The organism is Acetomicrobium sp., from assembly GCF_059026225.1.
The window spans coordinates 36524-55495 of sequence record NZ_JBWQOQ010000002.1 but is presented as its reverse complement, the minus strand read 5'-3'; the positions used below and the strand labels follow the sequence as shown (position 1 = coordinate 55495).

Genomic DNA, 18972 nt, shown 5'->3' with positions numbered 1-18972 from the left:
AACACATCAGAAACGCCAAATAAACGGCCGATCTTTGAGGCGGAAATTCCCGGAGTACCGCCATCACTTTGGCGCTGCTACGGAGTAAACCGACATGGCGGGATATTTCTCACGAAGACGGGGCGCAGCTGGAAGCGGGAGGCGATGTTTGCACTGCTTCAGGCTCAGCACGAGAAACCGCTGAAAGGGCGCATAGCCGTGCGCGTGCGCTTTGAGGCACATTCGCGCGGGAGGTGGGACATAGACAACAGGTTTAAGGTCTTGTTTGACGCCATGACGGAGGCGGGCGTGTGGTCCGATGACTCGCAAGTTGACCGGCTTGAGTCCGAGGTCGTGGTCGTGCCCGCTGAAGGTGGCGTCGAAGACAGTTGTAGCCGTGAGCGAAATAGAAGAAGGGAAGTGAGAGCCATGCTTTTATTCGTCAAATGCAGCAAATGCGGGGCAAAGACGGAAGACGAGGACACCTGCATGCTCGCCACGCATTTTCCCTGGACGTGCCAGGCATGCGGGGCAAAAAATAGGCCTCTGGCCGTGCATTTTGAGACGGAAGACGAAGAGACAGACGCATGAGCAAGAAGCTCAAGGCGATGTGCGGTAACTGCGCTCAAAGGGTGGGCGGAAAGTTCTGTAAGGTTGTGGGCGGCGATGTGCCCGCCTGGGGCCTGCCCTGTTTTCTTTACACGCCCGTCGTGAGGGACGACCATGACAGCGAAGCGTGAGGCTGAAAAAGACGACGCGGGAAAGCTCAGATACGACCTGATGCCTCCCTTTGCCCTAAAAGAATTGGTTCGCGTCTTTTCTTGCGGTGCCGAAAAATACGGAGAAAGAAACTGGGAGGCAGGCCTTGATTGGAGCAGGCTTTATGCTGCGGCTCAAAGGCACCTCTGGAGCTGGTGGGCAGGCGAAGACGCAGATCCTGAGACGTCTTTAAACCACCTGGCGCATGCCGCCTGGAACTGCCTCGCCCTGCTTGAGTTTGCCCGCACACACCCGGAAAGAGACGACAGACAGCTTTAAAAAATATGTGGGCCTTAATGCACGCCTAAAAGGATCAAGCGCCGGCCTCGGGACACAGCCCGGGGCCTTTTTATTTGCCGACACTCTCCGCCGCCATGCGCGCGCCAGCTCGCACAGTGCAAGCCCTCGCCCACGCACAGGGGCGTGTGCTCGGGGGCGGTCAGTGCTCGCAGGCTGCGCGCATTATGGCGGCGGAGACCGCGCAAAAAAATGCGCGGCCAAAAAAACACGGCGAGCCGCTTTCGGTTTTCGCGCCTCCCTGGCTGTTCCTGCGGTGTCTCGTGACATGCCGGTGAGTTTGCCACGAGAAGGAAGGTCAGTAATGGTCATAGGCTAAGGTCAGTAATGGTCATGATACAAATGCGTATCTTCTATTGACAGTATATCTAAAAGACGTATAATATAATCATAACGACAACTCAAGGAGGACAACACATTGAAGATCGCAAAAGAAAACGGCGCGGTTGTGGTAAAAGCGGGGAAGTGGACAGTACGGATAGCGAATGACGAGCAGGCCATAGCGGCACAGCTTGCCGCGGCACGCTGGATGAAAAGAGGAAAGCGCCATGGCGGTTAAAAGTGGCTTTAAACGGGCAAGGGCACACCAAAGGTATAGGCTGAAAGACGGCACCATCGTTCCAGGCGTAACCACAATAGTAGGACTTTTAAACAAGCCTCACCTTGTGGCATGGGCGAACAAGATGGGCCTTCAGGGCATAGACACCACCGCCTACACAGCGGCCGCAGCGGGGGCGGGCACGTGCGCCCACGAGATGATCCAAGCCATGGTCGGCGGCCCTGAGGTGGACTTTTCAAAATACACGGGAGAAGAGATCGAGGCGGCGACAAAACGCCGCCGATAAATTCCGCGCGTGGCTTGAAAAACACGAGATGTTGACCCACCTGATAGAAGAACAGATGGTAAGCGAACGCTACCGTGTAGGCGGGACGATCGACTGGTACGGAGAGCTTGACGGCAGGTTGGCCCTCGTTGACATCAAGACCTCCGGAAACATATACGCCGAGCACATCATACAGGTAGCAGCCTACGCGCAGATGCTCAAAGACGAAAAATACCCGATAGATGGCGTGAGGATCCTGCGGTTTTCCCGCGAAGACAACGATGACCATAGGGACTTTGTCGTCACAGATCGCCTGCTTGAGGCGGGTTTTGGCATTTTTCTGCGGCTAAGGGACGTTTACGACCTGCGAAAAGAGATCAAGATATAAAACATAAAAGGGAGGACATAAAGATGACGACAGCAAGGGAAGAAACGATGGTCAACAGGGCGGAAGACGAGCTTTCAATCGTAGCCAGAAAGGATCCGCGCGAGCTTGCCGCGGCGCTTTCAAAGATCGGGGCCTTTCAGGATCTTATCAAGACGCAGCTGCTGGAAGGAAGAGACTACGGCGCCATACCCGGGGCAGGCGACAGAAAGGTGCTCTTGAAGCCGGGCGCAGAAAAGATAACGGTGTTACTGGGACTGCGCAGCCGGTTTGAGATAGTTGGCAAGGTGGAAGACTTTGAAGCCGGATTTTTTGCCTACATGGTGCGCTGTTCGCTCGTTGCCGCAAACGGCGAGACCATAACCGAGGGGCTGGGGCAGGCGAACACGAAAGAGCGCAAGTACGCCAGACAAGACCCATATACGCTTGCGAATACTGTTTTGAAAATGGCACGCAAGCGCGCCCTTGTGGACGCAGCCCTAACCGTAGGGTCCTTATCCGATATCTTCACCCAAGACCTCGAGGATGCAGACCTTGCCGCGGAGGTGCGAAAAAGCCAGCAAACAGGTGCGCACCTATACGCCAGCACCGTGCCTCTGCAGGGCGAGCGCATGGCGACGGAAAACCAGCGCAAGGCCATATTTGCGATCTCAAGAAAGATGGGAGTGGACGAAGAATTTATCAGAGACTGCATAAAAGAAAGGTACGACATAGAAAGCACGGCTGACCTCACGATGGCACAGGCAAGCGAGCTCATAGACTTTCTAGACGAAAACTTAAAGCAGGCAGTTAACGCAAAATAAGGCAGAGCAAGGCAGGCCCGGCGCACAGCCGGGCTTTTCTTTTTGCCCTCCACCCGCGAGCGAGCGAGCGGGGAAAGAGAAACCACAGAGGCAACAGCGCGCCAACGAGCGCGCCCACGAAGGCCAGAAGAAGACGATAGAGAAGTGGAAACCTAAACATTTTTCCCAAACGGGGGCGGATGCCTTTGTCTTTGCGAGAGCAAAGGCGCCTTGTCAAGCGTCGCGCCAGCGACCCGAAGGGCCTGCGCTTGACAAGGCGACTGCTCGAGCATGCTTTTTTAGTCCGCCCACCGTTTGGGGGGTGGAATATGTGATGTTTCCTTATCTTTTTCTCCCCCCTTTTGGGGGGAGATCCCGAGAATCGGGAGAGGGGGGTTATTATGAAGGCCGCCGCCGTGCGAAGCGACCACGCGCTTTTGCGAGCGGGGGCGGGTGGGGGGAGCGAGCTAAAGCGCGTGGGAGCGAAGCGAGGCGGCGGGCAACCTCCAGGCCTTGAGGCAGCAAGAGATACGAACCCTGCGACTGTTTTTCTCCCTTTCCCTTGCCCTCCGTCGGCAAGCCATGCGCCATATGCGCCTTTGCCCGCCTTTGCTGCGCTGGCTTTTGCGCATGGCGCCGACGGGGCTAGGCCGCCTGTGAGCGCGCAGGGCCTGCTTGCTTTTTTTGACCGCTGTTATGTGCTGTTATGTTGGGAAGGCTCTTTGCGGTATCCTGCGCGCTCGTGGCGGCCGTGAAAGCTCCTCATGCATATATGTTCTTTCGGCGCTCGCATAAATTATGCGAATTGAATACATTATCTGCCTCGTGTATTGTGTGCTTAAAGGACTTTTGAAAGGAGGGGTGAACATGGCCACATACCAGCCTATAGCAAGCCGCATGACTTTGAGGATCAAGGTAGGAGAGGACGATTGGGGCAAGCCCGTGCTTCGCAGCAGGTCCATCGCTGGCGTTGACGTAATCGCCGAGCCCGATGACGTCGCAGCTGTGGGTCAGGCGATAGCCGGACTGCTTGACTGCGATGGATTGGTTGAAGTGCAGAAAGTAGACACCAACAGAGTCGAGTAGTACGCAGCAGCTGATTTGACCGAAGGGAGGTGTAACGATGGAGACTAAGCGAAGACTGCGAATGATATTTGATACCGAAGACGGCAAGTGGATGCTTTCTTTGAGCGACCCAAAGCCCGGCATTACCGCGCAGGAGGTCGAAGCTGCCATGAACACCATCATCACTAGAAGCATATTTGGCATACCGCCTTTAAGCATCGTCGGCGCCGAGCTCGTAGAGACCGGAACCACGAAGCTCATTTAGTGCATGCCTATGCCTTGCCTGTGTGGTGTTGTTTTGCGTTTAAGGCGGGAAGACACTCCCGCCTTTACCTTTAAATGGCGCTAATTTACGGAGGTGAAATTAAGTCATGGAAGATTTTATCACGTCTACCGTGCAGACGACCTTTTCTATAGCCGTGGCAGCTTACCTGCTCGTTCGCATGGAAACGCGCATGAGCGAGCTCACCAAGGCCATAAACGAGCTCCAAGCCGGCTTGAAAAAGTGCATCGAATGCGACTTTTACAAGACAAGCGAAAGGAAGTAAAAAGATGACTCAAGACGCGGCATCATTCATTCTGATGGTAGAAGGCGGATTCGCTGACCGCCCAGGCGACCCGGGCGGTGCCACAAACTACGGCATAACCACGGCCACCTTGAGGCAGGCAAGAAAGCAGATGACGGACCTGCCCGAGCACGTCAGGGACTTGACGAAAGACCAGGCAATAAGGATATATGAGGCCTTTTACTGGAAGCCTGCAGGCTGTGACAAACTGCCCAGCCCTATCGACCTGCTCGTCTTTGACGGCGCCGTAAACTGCGGGGTCAGGCGGGGCGTGAAGTTCCTGCAGGAGGCCTTAAACATAGCAAATGAAGGAAAAGACCAGCTCGTAACCGACAGGCATCATCGGCAAAAAGACTTTAGCGGCTGTGGCCGAACATCTAGACGCCTTGAGGCCTATATGTGCCATTACGCTGTGGCGCAGGACTTTGTACTACCAAAGCCTCGCCGCCAGCAAGGAGACCTTCCGCGCCTTCCTGCGAGGCTGGATAAACAGGCTGGCAAAGCTGTGGGAGAGGTGCCGGTAACGACAAATTTGATCGGCCCTCCAGGGTGGTCTTGTGATACTTCGATGCGAGAGGCCACCGCGAAGGGCCGAGTTAATTTATGTTCCAACATGAAAATATCAATTTTTCAGAAAGCGACAAAAAATCCTTCTGTTACATTTCTTTTTGAGCATCATCAAGCAGACCTTCCACATACAGAATACCTTTAGATTTTAGGAGCCATGCATATGGGTTTTGCAAATCTCCTGCATCGATAATCCAGTCTTTCTCTTTCGCTGCTTCTATTGCATTTAGGACATCGAGCTTTTTAAGCCCCGCATCACGCTGCAAAGCTTCAAGATCGACCGGTCTTTTGCCATTATTTCCTAGTTTGTAAATAGCCGTTAATACCTTATCAAAGTTTTGTTTCTCTTTGCTTTCCGATTTCTTTTTATAAAACCTGTCTATCAGGTCAAATAAGAATTTAATATCATCAAGCATTATATTCTCCACCTCATCTAATTTTTTGTATAACCAATTGTATCACTTACAAAATCAAGTACATGCTGGCTGGATATGTCTAAAGTTGCTACGGTATCATTACCTCACCCGCTTGTTCTTTCCCATTAACCTCTTCACCGGCGATGCCGTCTCGTGTGCCTCGCGTATGTCTGCCTCAACCAGCGCTATGTAATGCTTTGTGGTCTCTAAGTTTGTGTGTCCCATGATGGCCTGCAGTGCAAAAGGGTTCATGCCGTTGCGCAGGAAGTGCAGTGCCGCGTCGTGGCGAAGGTCGTAGGGAGAAAGACGCTTTAGGCCGAGCTTAGGCGCGTAGTGTCTCTGAAGCCTCTGCCTCCAGCCGGAAACAGTTAACCTGTCTCCCTCGTGGTTGGTAAAAAGCAGCTTCGTGTCCCACTCCTGTGGCCGTGCGGAAATCATCGCCTTAAGCGCCTTTGCCGTCTCAAGAGAAAATGGAAGCGTCCTGCTTTTCCGCGTCTTTGAGACGGAGGCTCGTACCAGAGCGGTCATCTCGTCTAAATCCACGTCGTCAAGGGTAAGAGAGAGCGCCTCACCCGGCCTGATTGCCGTATCTATGGAAAGACACAATAAGGCATAATCCCGCCTGCCGCAGTAAGTTGACTTGTCCGGAAGCTTTAAGAGCTTCGTCAGTATCTCTGCTGAGTGCTGGACGATTCTTGGTTCGGTCTTTCTTCTTTTGATTCCCCATGCCGGATTTTCCGGGAAGGCGCCTTCCTCCACCAGCCAGGAGAAGAAGGCCTTTATGTAGTTCAGCCTCAGATTAAACGTGGCGGGAGCGATGCCGTCTTGAGCCAAATACGACAGCACCGCCGCCCTGGCCTTGCCGGGGCATGTCGGGTCCCAGGTCTCCGGGCATTCTTTAAACAGGTGCGTGATGTGGTAGCGGTAATCCTCGATCGTTCTCTTCGAGTATCCTTCGGCTTTCCTGAAGAGGATAAATGCCTCAAGCGCCTCCTCCCATGAGGCAAATTTCTCGTTAAACAGTACAATCTTTCCCTTTTCTTCCATAATGTCAACCCGACATTTCGTGAAAAACTGCGTTTTTAGGAGCGCCGGTCTCGCCCTTTTTTATAAAAATTTTGCTAAAGGGGGTTGAACAAAAGTCCGCATATATGCTAATATAAACTTCGTTGTGGGATCGGTCAGCCGAATGCGGACTCCAAATCCGGGGGTTGCAGGTTCGAGTCCTGCCGGGCCTGCCAGAATTTTAAGATTACAGATGTAACTGGAATTGTTTATCGATGCCTTTTTGCAATCACGCAAATACGCATAAAAACTCTACTCAAATAGTGCATGGCAGTACATGAACAAGTAGTTTGTTACACTCCTACCTTTCACTCCCTTGCCGCCGGCAGAGGCGCAGGGGAGTGTTTTTATGGCTGTTATACCTTTGAGGAGATAGCCACCTTTAACAGGTTTTGTAATACACTCTGGCAAGTTTTCCAACCTGGAAACCTTCGTCAACTAGGGCCTGCAAAAGGGATCATCCAGGATCTTGTTAGCTTATTTCTGCTTTCCTGCGTAGTATAGTCTGGTCAAGCACGTCACAGCGAGGCTGAATAGAAATCAAGAGAATAAAAAATATAATGATTAAACATGACCATAAATAACCTCCTTGACCAGGCGTATATTCTACATTTAAAATAAAAACATAAACCTTTCGCGTTGGCTTCATAACCTTGTGTTTTTTAGGCTTGACATTGACTTTTAAAATGCGGGCATGGTAATATACGCTAGCAACCCGAAGAATGCGCTTCGTCGCTGGCGATAAGTAGTGTGGGTAGTGATACCGTAAAGATGTGCGGGAAAGGGCTGGCATTGTTATAATCTGTATGGTATCTTTGGGACTCAAAAATTCAGGGGTTGCAGGTTCGAGTTTATAGGAGGCAAAAGGCTTGGATAAGATTTTTAGTTTTTTGAGAGAAGCGCGAGCAGAGCTAAAAAGAGTTACATGGCCAAACAAAAAGCAGGTTTGGATTTCTACACTGCTGGTCATAGTGGTAACTTTATTGGTTTCAGCATATTTGGGAGTTCTCGATTTGATATTTACTGCGGTTTTCTCAAAAATCGTGGGTTAGCAAATCTTTTTAGAGTAAAGTTTCTTGAATCCATAGGTAAAAATAATCTAAACAGGATTTTAATATTCCTTAATAGCGTTGACAACTTGGGAAATATCAATCAATTGACTAGGGGGGTGAGGGGGCCCAAATGGCCCCCTTTTCGGTGATGATTGACAAGAACGAGCGTCGTTGGTATGTTGTTCAAACGTACGCAGGATATGAAAATAAGGTAAAAGCCAATTTAGAGCAGCGTATAGCTACAATGGGCATGGAGGATAAAATCTTCCGAGTGCTCGTGCCGATAGAGGAACGAGTTTACGTTAAGGACGGAAAGCAAAAGAGAGTGAAAAGAAAAGTCTTTCCGGGGTATATACTTGTGGAAATGATCCTTGACGACCAATCCTGGTATGTAGTGAGACACACTCCTGGCGTCATGGGTTTCGTGGGCGCTGGAAATAACCCCGTTCCTTTATCAGAACGGGAAGTACAGGATATTTTTGCGAAGATAGGCAAAGAACAGATGAAGCCAAAAGTGGAAATCGATCTCAAGCCAGGGGATGTGGTTCGCGTTAGAAGCGGACCCTTCGAGGGGCAAGTCGGCACGGTAGTAGAGGTTATTCCGGAGAAAGGAAAGATCAAATTTTCAGTGACACTTTTTGGACGAGAAACTATAGTTGAAGCCGATTATAGCGATTTAACAAAAATATAAGGGCGTTCAAGCTACACGGGAGGGAAAACTATATGGCTAAGAAGGTAATAGCACAAATAAAACTACAATTGCCGGCAGGCAGAGCAACGCCAGCGCCGCCTGTGGGCCCAGCACTTGGCCAACATGGCGTAAATATTATGGAGTTCTGCAAACAATTTAACGCAAAGACTGCAGATAATGCGGGCATGATAATTCCAGTGGTGCTAACTGTTTATGCGGATAGAAGTTTTACTTTTGAGCTTAAAACACCTCCAGCTAGCATATTGCTCAAAAAGGCCGCAGGTATCGAAAAAGGTTCTGGTGAGCCAAACAGAGATAAGGTTGGCAAGGTTACCAGAGAGCAATTAAAAGAGATAGCTAAAATCAAAATGCAGGATTTAAATGCTAATGACATAGAAGCAGCCATGCGAATGATCGAAGGCACTGCCCGATCTATGGGCATAGAAGTTGTAGGCTAGTGCATATCATGTGGCAGGGGCAACCCGTTACAGACCACAAGGAGGAATAGAAAATGGCAAAGAAATCAAAACGTTATTTAGCAATGCTCGAAAAGGTTGATAAGACGAAACTTTACGGTCTTCGCGAAGCCATTGAGCTTTTAAAAGAACTGCCAACCGCAAAGTTTGATGAGACAGTGGAAATGCATATTCGTTTGAACGTTGATCCTCGTCATGCCGATCAGCAGGTGAGGGGCACCATCACCCTGCCTCATGGCACTGGTCAGGAAAAAAGGGTTCTTGTTATAGCATCGGGCGAGAAGATGAAGGAAGCCGAAGAGGCAGGAGCTGATTATGTTGGCGGAGAGGACATGGTGCAGAAGATCGAAGGGGGATGGTTGGATTTCGATGCCGTAATAGCCACCCCTGATATGATGCGCGTTGTAGGGCGTCTTGGGCGCATCCTAGGTCCTCGCGGCCTCATGCCAAGCGCAAAAACTGGCACAGTTACATTCGATGTGGCTGAGGCCATTAAAGAAATCAAGGCGGGACGTATTGAGTATCGCGTCGACAGATACGGTATAATTCACGTAGTGATCGGCAAGATGAGCTTTGCGCCTGATATGTTGTTTGATAATGCTAAAGCTTTATTGCACGCTGTGTTGCGTGCGCGCCCTGCGGCTGTTAAAGGACGGTACGTGCGGAGCATTGCCATAGCGCCGACCATGGGCGTTGGGATCAAGATAGATCCGATACGAGCTCAAAAAGAAATCGTTGAAGAGTAAAAAATAATAAAAGCGGCAAAGGGTTGTTTGTGTGATATTTTTGATGTCTAGAGCGAATTCTTTTTTGCTTTAGCCTTCTTTGTTTTTTAGTTTTGACGTAAACTTAAAAAGTCATACTTGAAGAAAATGCCATAGATTAATAAAATTAATTCTGTCATTGGGCTTAAGACAGCGGGTGGAAAACTTAAATGGTTTCATGACCAGCCCGCCGAGGCCAGGAGAGTGTTTTTGTATTGGCGATAAAGCTCCTGGGTTTTGCCCAGGAGCTTTATTTTTTAAAAAAGGAGGTGAAGGGATGCCTTCAAAAGCTAATATTCAAGAATTGCAGAAATTGATCGAGACGCTTCAAGGAGCACAGGCAGTATTTTTTAGCGAGTATAAGGGATTAACAGTCGAGCAAATAGGAGAATTAAGGTCCAAAATTAGGGAAGCAAAGGGCATCATGAGGGTGGCCAAGAATACGCTTTTCGGTTTGGCTCTTAAGGAAGTAGGATTGTCTGTTCCTGAAGAGGTGCTTTCTGGGCCCAACGTTTTTACGGTGGCATACGGAGATCCTGTCGAAGTAGCTAAGGTACTAGCTAATTATGTTAAAGCAACAAGAGGCGAAGCCTTAAAGTTAAAAGGAGCCCTGTTGGACAAGAGATTTATAGATGCCGGAGAGGTAAATACTCTTGCTACGTTGCCAACTAGGGATGTCTTGTTGGCCCAAGTGTTTAGTGCCATGGAAGCGCCCATACGAGGATTGGTTACGGTTTTGTCCGGAACTGTACGTGGTTTGGTAACGTGCTTGGACCAAATAGCAAAAGAAAAAGAGAAGCAAGCAGCGTAAAGGGTTCGACCAACTGTTAATGGAATTCAATATTTATAATGTTACATACCTAAAAGGGAGGAATCAAACAATGACCAAAGAGGAAATCATTAAGGCGATAGAGGAAATGTCGGTTCTTGAACTATCGGAGTTAGTTAAGGCCTTAGAAGAGCGGTTTGGTGTATCCGCCGCGGCTCCTGTGGCCATGATGGCTGCAGCTCCTGCAGCAGGGGCTCCTGAGGTGGCCGAGGAAGAGGAAAAGACTGAATTCGACGTAGTCTTAAAATCTGTTGGCGCGAGCAAGATAAATGTAATCAAAGTTGTTCGCGAAATTACAAGCTTAGGCTTAAAGGAAGCAAAGGAGTTGGTTGACAGCGCTCCAAAACCTGTGAAGGAAGGAGTTTCCAAGGAGGAAGCTGAGGAAATCAAGAAGAAATTGGAAGAAGCAGGCGCTGAGGTAGAAATAAAGTAACTTGCAAACGAAGGGTGTGGGGTGAATTAAACTTCATCTCACGCCCTTATATTTTTAGGGGTAGCAAACTTTGCTTAAGTTACCGGATGATCCAAAAGAGGCAATAAAATTACAAAACGAGTTGCGCAGCTTCGTAAGAATAAGGAATTATCCCAATATCGCTCAAATAAGATTCATTGGCGGTGTTGATGTTGCTTATTTTAGCCGAAAGATGACTCGCGCATATGCGGCTGCGGTCGTTTGGGATCGACTTTCTGGCGAAGTTATAGAAAGAGCATATGCTGAAAGAAATGTCACCTTCCCTTACATACCAGGCCTGCTTTCTTTCAGAGAACTCCCCATTATAATAGATGCTTACGATAAACTTTCCTTTAAAGCAGACGTTTGGATGATAGACGGTGCTGGTGTTGCCCATCCGCGAGGGCTCGGCATTGCGGCGCATTTTGGGGTTTTTTTAGATCTGCCCTCAATAGGAGTTGCTAAAAGTCGTCTTGTGGGAAATCATCTTCATGTTCCACGAAACAAGGGATCATGGGTGCCCTTATGGCAGGATAAAAAAGTGATAGGACATGTCGTTCGTACGCGAAACGAAGTTAGGCCTTTGTATGTGAGCCCAGGGCATGAGATCTCCATTAGACAGGCAACTGAGCTGGTCTTAGCTTGTTGTACGCGTTATCGGTTGCCAGAACCTACGCGTTTGGCACATCATTTGGTGACTCGTCGTGCTCATTCACTTTAGTCTTTCCTAGTGAGTTTGATGATCTCTTCGTCCTCATAAGCCCTACTCGCGGTGGCCCGCGTATCAAAGGCGTACTTTCCCTTGTAGGCTTGCACTTCGCCTTCTAACTTGTGAAAGACCAATTGAGCTATGCGAGTTCCCGGATATAAGGATATGGGGACCTCGCCTTCATTGACTAACTCAAGTGTTATGACTCCTTGAAATCCCGGGTCAACAAATGTTGCCGTGGCGATTACAAGTCCTGCTCTTCCCCACGAGGATCTGCCTATGACATAAGCCATTACGTTTCGAGGCAAACGTAAGAACTCCAAGGTTGAACTTAAGACGAACTGCCCGGGATGCAATATGAAAGCCTGACCGTATTCTCGCCTTATACGATCGTAGTAATCGACCCAAGCGGCGTCGTTAAAAGCGTCCTTTACATCCATAACGGGTATTTGACCCTTGCGAAACAGGACAAAATCTTGCCCGAGCCTTACGTCCAGGGAAGCCCTTCCTATCTGACGATTTAAATCCAATAAGGGCATGACTACTAAGTCGCCCCTATCTAGCATGCTTCTTATTTCATTTGAACCTAATGCGTTTGTCATGCTTTATCAGCTCCTTTTTTAAACCTTACGAGCCTCGATATTTGGATAAAAATAAGCTCCCATCGCAAGCGAAGGCTATCAGCCTTTCCAAAGAAGCTATTTCCTCGAAAGAGGCGCCTTTATGGATTTCGTAAGAGGCTACTATGGAGCCCGCAATGAGAATGCTGATAACCTCTAGGGGATCGTCTTTTATTTGGCTAGGTGGTATATTTTCCAGCAGTAAAGCAGTTGCGTGACATATTTCGTCCCACTTCCAATCCCAGGCTTTCGGAGAAACTTCGCTTTTTCGTGAAGATCTTGCTATTTCTTCAATCCAATCTTTCATCTCTTTTGGCCAATTGATATCTGTTGCTTGCTTCCAATCAAACATATCATAGTTAGAGGTCATGATAGAAATCCCAGGAGCAAAGATTAGGGCAAAACGATCGGAAAGCTCTTGATTGTACATGGACCACGCTTTATCTAAATGCTTTGAAAAAAACTGAAGGTCTAGTGGCGAGTCCTGTTCTTCCGCGTGAAAGGGAAGTAAATAGCATTCGCAAGGTTGCTTCCACCATGGCAGATATTTTTGAATGTCGCTAGTGGCAAGATGTTCAGTTATAAAGGGAATGACGAGACATTTAATCGGTGGGCCGTACAAATCTAATAACTTGTTCGGCCACTCAGGTGCGCCATAATTTATCCCTAAAATTATTTTATCGATAAGGGATAAGCCATTTGCTATATTATCAATGGATCCAACTACATTCATTTCTATATCCCTTAAGTTGTCATATATGGTTTTAAGGATTTTCCTGCTCCTTGACGGAATGGAGGGTTTCTCCAAGGTATTTTTGAGTTTCTTTAATGTGTAAAAAATGTGCCATCGAAGATTGATTTCGTCATTATTTGCGCATTTCATATGAAAATCTCCCTTCACTTAGAGTAAAATACATTTCATTAAGGGTCTAGCTTATGCGTATATATCATAACAAAGGAAAGGTGGAATTTTGCCTTGTCGCTAAATCTTGTTAACCAAATCTTTACTGATTGTAAGATTTTAATATTGGACGGAGCTATGGGGACAATGTTGGCAGATAAAGGCTGGCGACCTCCCCTATTGCCTGAAGAGATGAATTTGACTGCTCCCGATGTAGTCATGTGCATTCACAGGGAATACTTGAATTCGGGGGCAAACATAATCGAGACGAACTCTTTTGGCTCCAACCCAATTAAATTGGCTTACAGAGGTCTCGAAGGAAAGACCCACCAGATAAATGAGGAAGCTGCTCGTATAGCAAGGCGTGTAGCCGACCGATACGGAGCTTTCGTTGCCGGCTCGATGGGCCCGTTGGGAGAATTGGTAAAGCCCCTCGGAAAGTTGACCTTCGGGGAGGCTTACGAAGCTTATAAAGAACAGGCTCTTGGACTCAAAAACGGCGGAGTAGATTTTTTTCTCATAGAGACGCAGATGGATATTAAGGAGGCAAAGGCTGCAGTCTTAGCCGTGAAAGACGTTGCTCCTGAAATTCCTTATGTGATTTCTTTTACTTTCGAGCGAAATGGTCGGACCATCACCGGAAGTTCGCCCGATATAGTTGCTCACTGGGCACGCCTTGTTGGTGCAAGCGCGGTGGGCGTAAATTGCAGCTTTGGGCCGGATCTTGCAGAAGGAATAGTAAAGGGCCTTTACTGCAACGCGGGGATTCCAATTTTTGCCTACCTTAACGCTGGCACCCCTGGTGGTAGGAATTTTAACCCAGAGGAGTTTGCAAAAGAAACCTTAAAATTAGCTAAAACCGGAGCTTGCATCGTTGGAGGTTGCTGTGGCACTACGCCCGAACACATCGCTTATCTAAAAGAAATTACTTCCGGTTTAAAACCCCTTCGGCCAATCGAGATTAAAAAGGCGGCTTTGGCCAGCAGAAGTCGATTGGTTTTGGCGGGTAACGATGAACCTATAGTCGTCGTTGGCGAGAGAATAAACGTATCCAGGAAGTCGCCCATGAGAGATGAGGTTGCTCAATATAAATGGGATGCCTTATCAAAGGAAGCGAGAAAGCAGAGCGAATCGGGAGCCAGCGTGATAGATATAAATGTGAGCCTTCCTAACATAGACAGAAAAAAGGCTATGCGTGAGGCTATTGAGGTCGTAGAAAACGCTTGCACGTTTCCAATATCAATAGATGCCGATGAGCCAGAGGTGCTCGAGGAAGGTTTAATTCATGTATCGGGCATACCTCTCATTAATTCTGTCACTGCAGAAAGGCAGAAGTTGGTGGGGGGAATAAAGCTTGCAAAGAGGTATGGAGCTTGCCTCGTTGTGCTCACGATTGATGAAGAAGGCATAGCAACAATCCCGGAAGAGAGGATAAGGGTGGCCGAAAGGGTGGGTTTAACAGCTGATGAGTTAGACTTCCCAAGAAATAGGATATTCATAGATCCATTGACGATGTCGATTGCTGCGGACGCGAAGGCGGGTATCGTGACATTGGAAGTCTTAAGAGCCCTTAAAAAGCTCGAACTTTTTACTATAATGGGCGTGAGCAACGTATCTCACGGCCTGCCTGAGAGATCTCTTTTAAACAAGACATTTCTTGCCATGGCAGCCGGGGCATGCTTAGATGCCGTGATTGCTGATCCATTGGATGAAGGTTTTTATCCTCTAATGATGGCATGTAACTTGCTGACGGGACGAGACGAAAAGGCCTCTCACTATATAGCGTGGGTAAACTCTTTAAAGATAGAAGAAAAGAAAGTTATCTCAAAGACAGAAGAACGTATCCTTGGCCCGATTGAGCAAATGCAGAAGTTGATCGTCCAGGGTGACAAAGTCAGCGTTTTGGATAAAGCACAAAGATTTTCGGCTGAGGGGGGTGGCCCTTTAAGCCTAATAAACGACGTCGTGCTTCCGGCATTAGAGGAAGTAGGCAGATTATACGAATGCGGGGAGTACTTTTTACCTCAGCTCATTTCTTCCGCTGAGGCTGCCCAGAGCGTATGTGACCTTGTAGAAAGGACAGTGTTAAGCGAAGGCGGGAAGCTAAAAGACAGGGGATGTATTATAATGGCCACTGTAGCTGGAGACATTCACGATATCGGAAAAAACATCGTTTCAATGGTCTTAAAAAGCCATGGCTATCGCGTCATAGATCTTGGGAAAGACGTTCCACTTGAGCGAATACTGGAGGAAGCTAAAAAAGGAGAAGCTCAAATTGTGGGGTTGTCGGCCCTGATGACTACTACAATGCGCGAGATGGAAAGGGTTATAAAAAAGATTAAGGAAGAAAACCTTCCGGTTAAAGTTATAATAGGCGGGGCAGCGGTCTCGCAAAGTTACGCGGATGACATAGGCGCAGACGGTTATGCCCAAGATGCGCTAGGCGCTGTTCGTCTGGTGGAAAAATTACTTGATGGATAGGAGGTAAAATAATTGAAAATAAAGGACATATTTGAGAAAAAGAGATTAGTTTTTTCCTTTGAGATTTTCCCGCCAAAGACCACGACACCCTTGGAAAAAATCTATGAGACATTGGATGAATTAAAAGGGCTTCAACCCGATTTTATAAGTGTAACCTATGGAGCTGGCGGGTCAACTCGCGATAGAACCCCTCAAATAGCAATGGATGTTAAAAACAAATACGGCATAGAATCTTTGGCGCATCTGACATGCGTTGAGGCTACACGCGAAGATACGGAAAAAATTGTAAGTTTTCTGCTCGACAACGGCGTTAATAACATTTTGGCTTTAAGGGGTGACCCTCCAGAGGGAGCAAAGGATAATTTTGTCAAGGGCGACTTTGAACACGCTATCGATTTAGTTCGGTTTTTGCGGGAAAAGTATGGCGAAACCATCTCTATCGGTGGTGCTGCCTATCCTGAAGGGCACATCGAATGTGACGATCCCATCAAAGACTTGCATTTTTTGAAGCAAAAGGTCAATGCGGGAGTAGATTTCTTAATTACTCAGCTATTTTTCGATAACGAACTCTTTTATCGTTTCATGGAAAGAGCGTACATAGCAGGTATAAATGTGCCCATATCGGCAGGGATCATGCCCGTGGTAAGCAAAAATCAGATAGAAAGAATAGTAACTTTATGTGGCGCCTCGCTACCAAAGAAATTCGTAAGGATACTTCATAGATATGCCGATGACCCACGCGCCCTGGAGGAAGCAGGCATTGCTTATGCCACGGATCAAATTGTTGACCTCATTGCCTTTGGGGTTAAGGGGATTCATTTATATACCATGAACAAGGCGCACGTGGCTCGAAGGATTACATCGAACATCTCGACCTTGCGCGAGGCAATACCGGATCCAAAAGGAGAGAAAGTCCTTTCATGAAGATCGTTGATTGCCACGTTCATGTCTATCCCCCGGAGGTAATATCGAATTGGGAAAGAATTGCTGAAGTTGAACCTTATTTTGGCATGCTCGCAAAGAGCAAAGTACACAAATGGGCGACGGTAGAAGATGTTATTGCCCAAATGGATGCTGATGGGATAGAACAAAGCTTTGTATTTGGCTTTGCCTTTAGCGACTTGTCTTTATGCAAGTTGTGTAACGATTACGTAATATCCGCGGTAAAAAGCTATCCAGATCGCCTTAAGGGATTGGCAGTGTTGCCCCCCCTTGCCAAAGGTGCATTAAAGGAGATCGAAAGATGCAAGGAAGAAGGTCTTGTTGGAGTAGGGGAGCTTTTTCCGCAAGGGCAGGATTTCGATATTGCTGATGCCAGAGAAACCTGGAGGCTCGCTGCTGCCTGCCATGAGACGGGAATGTTTTTGCTGATCCATACGGCAGAGCCCGTTGGCCACGATTATCCCGGAAAGGGGAACGTAGGCCCGAAAGAGGCTGCCGCTTTTTGTCTTAATCATCCTGAAGTCAGGGTGATATTTGCGCATTTTGGCGGAGGACTTTGGGTGTACGAGCTCATGCCCGAGATGAAGTTAGCTTTATCTAACGCTTATTATGATACAGCGGCAGCTCCGCTTTTGTATGAGCCGGAAATTTTTAAGGCCATCGAAGCATCCGGCTTAACTCATAAATTTCTTTATGGGAGCGACTACCCGATTCTTTCCATGGCCAGGTACAAAAAACTTTTTAATCGGTTTGAAGGAAATAAAAGTTTTTTCAAGTCCATCTTTTTCGATAACTTCAAAAAGTTTTGTGCCCTTTGATGGACTTTCGATAAAAAGATGGTATCATTAGGCAACACATGCTAAAGGGTATTAAAAAACTCTTATCCAGAGCGGCGGAGGGACTGGCCCTGCGAAGCCCGGCAACCTGCCCTTATTTGGGGCGTGGTGCTAACACCTGCAGCCGAAAGGTTGAATGATAAGAGGGATGAATAAAAAGCCTTTTCCCTCTTAGGGGAGAAGGCTTTTTGATTAATCTGTAGTTAAAAACAAAAGGAGGTCAATGTATTGAAAAGAAATCCCAAAGGGTTTTCGACAAGAGCACTTCATGCAGGATGGGATCATGATCCAACCACAGGAGCCTTTGGGCTTCCGATTTATTTGACGGCCGGGTACAAATTTAATTCGGTAGAAGATGCCTCTTCGCTTTTTGAACTTGATAAAGAAGGATTTACATACTCGCGAATCGCTAACCCAACCGTTGCTGTTTTTGAAAGCGTCATATCCAATTTAGAAGGTGGAGTGGCTGCTGTGGCCACCTCTTCGGGACAAGCGGCGTTCAATCAACTTTTGGCATTGATATGCAAAAGCGGCGATCACGTCATAGTGGGACGTAAAGTTTACGGAGGCACGCTTACGCTGCTTTTAAACTGCATGACCAGATTTAATGTGGAAGTAAGCGTTATAGATACTGACGACCCAGGGGAAGTTGAAAATGCCATCAGACCTATGACACGTTGTATCATTACCGAAAGCGTGGGTAATCCTGGTTTAAATGTGGCGCCCTTGGAGGAGATTGCGGCCATCGCTAAAGACAAGGAAGTCTTGTTTGTTGTGGATAATACCTTTTTATCGCCAGCTTTGTGTCAGCCCATTAAGTGGGGTGTAAACGTGGTCGTTCATTCGGCCACCAAATATTTAAGCGGCTTTGGCAATATCATTGGTGGAGTTGTAGTTGACGGAGGCAATATGGATTGGTTTGCCTCTGGAAAGTGGACCGAGTTTACGAAACCTGATGCGGCTTATCACGGTGTGATTTTTGCTGAGCGATTTGCCAACCAGGCCCTGGCTGCCAAGATGCGTGCCTGTAGCCTCAGGGACTTGGGAGGTTGCATGTCGCCTTTTGAAGCCTATCTTTTGTGGATGGGCATGGGTACTTTGCCTTTGAGAATGAAAAGACATAGCGAAAACGCGCTTGCAGTGGCGCAATTTCTTGAAGAACACAGTGAGGTAGCCTGGGTTTCGTATCCAGGGCTAAAAAGCCATCCTCACCACGAAAGGGCAAAAAAATACTTTCAGGGTGGTTTTGGCGGAATGGTGGCTTTTTGCTTAAAAGGAGGCTTTGAGGCGGGGAAGAAGTTTTTAAATAACCTGGATCTTTTTTCAATAGTTGCTAACTTGGGAGATGCCAGGAGCATGGCCATACACCCAGCCTCAACCACACATAGCCAACTGACCAAGGAAGAACTAAAGGAAGCCGGAATAGAAGAGGGATTGGTGCGATTGAGCATCGGTCTTGAAGACATAGAAGACATTGTAGAGGATTTGGCTCATGCTTTAAATGCAATTTAAAAA

Annotated in this window: 27 protein-coding genes, 1 riboswitch and 1 other annotated feature; of the genes, 23 read left to right on the top strand and 4 right to left on the bottom strand. The window is 47.8% G+C overall.

Annotation, left to right across the window (positions count from 1 at the left end; all coding sequences use genetic code 11):
- Positions 1-45: 45 nt before the first annotated feature.
- The 12 genes from AC5SXE_RS01370 (at position 46) to AC5SXE_RS01315 (ending at position 5369) form a co-directional block, all read left to right on the top strand.
- Positions 46-570, top strand: a complete 525-nt coding sequence (locus AC5SXE_RS01370; protein ID WP_493916632.1) for a RusA family crossover junction endodeoxyribonuclease — start codon at positions 46-48, stop codon at positions 568-570.
- Entirely contained in the window at positions 567-719 is a 153-nt protein-coding gene (locus AC5SXE_RS01365; protein ID WP_332636393.1) for a hypothetical protein, read from the top strand. The genes AC5SXE_RS01370 and AC5SXE_RS01365 overlap by 4 nt, the downstream gene beginning before the upstream one ends.
- The gene (locus AC5SXE_RS01360) at positions 703-1017 is read left to right on the top strand and encodes a dATP/dGTP diphosphohydrolase domain-containing protein (RefSeq protein ID WP_332636392.1); all 315 of its coding nucleotides are present in this window, start codon (positions 703-705) and stop codon (positions 1015-1017) included. Before AC5SXE_RS01365 ends, AC5SXE_RS01360 begins: the two co-directional genes overlap by 17 nt.
- A gap of 436 nt (positions 1018-1453) precedes the next feature.
- Positions 1454-1594: a hypothetical protein gene (locus tag AC5SXE_RS01355; protein ID WP_332636391.1), complete on the top strand. Its 141-nt coding sequence runs from the start codon at positions 1454-1456 to the stop codon at positions 1592-1594.
- Positions 1584-1880 carry a hypothetical protein gene (locus AC5SXE_RS01350; protein WP_493916373.1) on the top strand — a complete coding sequence of 99 codons (297 nt, stop codon included), beginning with the start codon at positions 1584-1586 and terminating at the stop codon, positions 1878-1880. The genes AC5SXE_RS01355 and AC5SXE_RS01350 overlap by 11 nt, the downstream gene beginning before the upstream one ends.
- 28 nt (positions 1881-1908) lie before the next feature.
- Positions 1909-2247 carry a hypothetical protein gene (locus AC5SXE_RS01345; RefSeq protein WP_493916372.1) on the top strand — a complete coding sequence of 113 codons (339 nt, stop codon included), beginning with the start codon at positions 1909-1911 and terminating at the stop codon, positions 2245-2247.
- 23 nt (positions 2248-2270) lie between these two features.
- A complete protein-coding gene (locus tag AC5SXE_RS01340) occupies positions 2271-3047 on the top strand; it encodes a hypothetical protein (RefSeq protein WP_303884449.1) in 777 nt (258 codons plus the stop codon).
- A 380-nt stretch (positions 3048-3427) separates the two neighbouring features.
- Positions 3428-3781 (top strand): hypothetical protein, encoded by a 354-nt coding sequence (locus AC5SXE_RS01335; RefSeq protein WP_332636389.1) that lies wholly within the window; start codon positions 3428-3430, stop codon positions 3779-3781.
- A 112-nt stretch (positions 3782-3893) separates the two neighbouring features.
- The gene (locus AC5SXE_RS01330; RefSeq protein ID WP_303884445.1) at positions 3894-4112 is read left to right on the top strand and encodes a DUF1659 domain-containing protein; all 219 of its coding nucleotides are present in this window, start codon (positions 3894-3896) and stop codon (positions 4110-4112) included.
- Between the two features lie 37 nt (positions 4113-4149).
- The gene (locus AC5SXE_RS01325; RefSeq protein ID WP_303884443.1) at positions 4150-4356 is read left to right on the top strand and encodes a DUF2922 domain-containing protein; all 207 of its coding nucleotides are present in this window, start codon (positions 4150-4152) and stop codon (positions 4354-4356) included.
- 106 nt (positions 4357-4462) lie between these two features.
- Positions 4463-4639, top strand: coding sequence for a YvrJ family protein (locus tag AC5SXE_RS01320; RefSeq protein WP_303884441.1), 177 nt, complete (start codon positions 4463-4465; stop codon positions 4637-4639).
- A gap of 4 nt (positions 4640-4643) precedes the next feature.
- On the top strand, positions 4644-5369 hold the full coding sequence (locus tag AC5SXE_RS01315) for a glycoside hydrolase family 108 protein (RefSeq protein ID WP_493916371.1): 726 nt from the start codon (positions 4644-4646) through the stop codon (positions 5367-5369).
- Here the strand turns inward: AC5SXE_RS01315 and AC5SXE_RS01310 are convergent.
- On the bottom strand, positions 5314-5640 hold the full coding sequence (locus AC5SXE_RS01310) for a hypothetical protein (protein WP_332636384.1): 327 nt from the start codon (positions 5638-5640) through the stop codon (positions 5314-5316). The two genes, AC5SXE_RS01315 and AC5SXE_RS01310, sit on opposite strands and share 56 nt — an antisense overlap.
- Before the next feature lie 99 nt (positions 5641-5739).
- Positions 5740-6687 carry a tyrosine-type recombinase/integrase gene (locus AC5SXE_RS01305; RefSeq protein WP_332636383.1) on the bottom strand — a complete coding sequence of 316 codons (948 nt, stop codon included), beginning with the start codon at positions 6685-6687 and terminating at the stop codon, positions 5740-5742.
- Positions 6688-7574: 887 nt separating this feature from the next.
- Between AC5SXE_RS01305 and secE the strand changes: the two genes are divergently transcribed.
- The 7 genes from secE to nfi all read left to right on the top strand — a co-directional run bounded on the left by secE (position 7575) and on the right by nfi (position 11689).
- The gene (gene secE, locus AC5SXE_RS01300) at positions 7575-7757 is read left to right on the top strand and encodes a preprotein translocase subunit SecE (RefSeq protein WP_303882422.1); all 183 of its coding nucleotides are present in this window, start codon (positions 7575-7577) and stop codon (positions 7755-7757) included.
- Between the two features lie 130 nt (positions 7758-7887).
- Positions 7888-8448, top strand: a complete 561-nt coding sequence (gene nusG, locus AC5SXE_RS01295) for a transcription termination/antitermination protein NusG (protein WP_310848687.1) — start codon at positions 7888-7890, stop codon at positions 8446-8448.
- Between the two features lie 32 nt (positions 8449-8480).
- A complete protein-coding gene (rplK, locus tag AC5SXE_RS01290) occupies positions 8481-8906 on the top strand; it encodes a 50S ribosomal protein L11 (RefSeq protein WP_493916370.1) in 426 nt (141 codons plus the stop codon).
- A gap of 53 nt (positions 8907-8959) precedes the next feature.
- Entirely contained in the window at positions 8960-9670 is a 711-nt protein-coding gene (gene rplA / locus AC5SXE_RS01285; RefSeq protein WP_493916369.1) for a 50S ribosomal protein L1, read from the top strand.
- 144 nt (positions 9671-9814) lie between these two features.
- Positions 9815-9952, top strand: a sequence feature (ribosomal protein L10 leader region).
- Between the two features lie 13 nt (positions 9953-9965).
- The gene (rplJ, locus tag AC5SXE_RS01280) at positions 9966-10499 is read left to right on the top strand and encodes a 50S ribosomal protein L10 (RefSeq protein ID WP_310848690.1); all 534 of its coding nucleotides are present in this window, start codon (positions 9966-9968) and stop codon (positions 10497-10499) included.
- A 70-nt stretch (positions 10500-10569) separates the two neighbouring features.
- Positions 10570-10950 (top strand): 50S ribosomal protein L7/L12, encoded by a 381-nt coding sequence (rplL, locus tag AC5SXE_RS01275; RefSeq protein ID WP_303882414.1) that lies wholly within the window; start codon positions 10570-10572, stop codon positions 10948-10950.
- Positions 10951-11020: 70 nt separating this feature from the next.
- Entirely contained in the window at positions 11021-11689 is a 669-nt protein-coding gene (gene nfi / locus AC5SXE_RS01270; protein ID WP_310848692.1) for a deoxyribonuclease V, read from the top strand.
- Here the strand turns inward: nfi and dcd are convergent.
- Positions 11686-12279, bottom strand: a complete 594-nt coding sequence (gene dcd / locus AC5SXE_RS01265) for a dCTP deaminase (protein ID WP_310848694.1) — start codon at positions 12277-12279, stop codon at positions 11686-11688. The genes nfi and dcd overlap by 4 nt on opposite strands.
- Positions 12280-12304: 25 nt before the next feature.
- Positions 12305-13180 (bottom strand): hypothetical protein, encoded by an 876-nt coding sequence (locus AC5SXE_RS01260; protein WP_493916368.1) that lies wholly within the window; start codon positions 13178-13180, stop codon positions 12305-12307.
- A gap of 93 nt (positions 13181-13273) precedes the next feature.
- On the opposite strand from AC5SXE_RS01260, the gene AC5SXE_RS01255 reads away from it, so the two are divergent.
- From AC5SXE_RS01255 to AC5SXE_RS01240, 4 genes are all read left to right on the top strand, one after another.
- Entirely contained in the window at positions 13274-15679 is a 2406-nt protein-coding gene (locus AC5SXE_RS01255; protein WP_493916367.1) for a homocysteine S-methyltransferase family protein, read from the top strand.
- Positions 15680-15691: 12 nt separating this feature from the next.
- Positions 15692-16603 (top strand): methylenetetrahydrofolate reductase [NAD(P)H], encoded by a 912-nt coding sequence (gene metF / locus AC5SXE_RS01250; protein ID WP_493916366.1) that lies wholly within the window; start codon positions 15692-15694, stop codon positions 16601-16603.
- Positions 16600-17439 carry an amidohydrolase family protein gene (locus tag AC5SXE_RS01245; protein WP_493916365.1) on the top strand — a complete coding sequence of 280 codons (840 nt, stop codon included), beginning with the start codon at positions 16600-16602 and terminating at the stop codon, positions 17437-17439. The genes metF and AC5SXE_RS01245 overlap by 4 nt, the downstream gene beginning before the upstream one ends.
- Before the next feature lie 59 nt (positions 17440-17498).
- Positions 17499-17603: riboswitch (SAM riboswitch) on the top strand.
- Positions 17604-17685: 82 nt separating this feature from the next.
- Positions 17686-18969 carry an O-acetylhomoserine aminocarboxypropyltransferase/cysteine synthase family protein gene (locus AC5SXE_RS01240; protein ID WP_493916364.1) on the top strand — a complete coding sequence of 428 codons (1284 nt, stop codon included), beginning with the start codon at positions 17686-17688 and terminating at the stop codon, positions 18967-18969.
- The last annotated feature ends 3 nt before the right edge of the window (positions 18970-18972 follow it).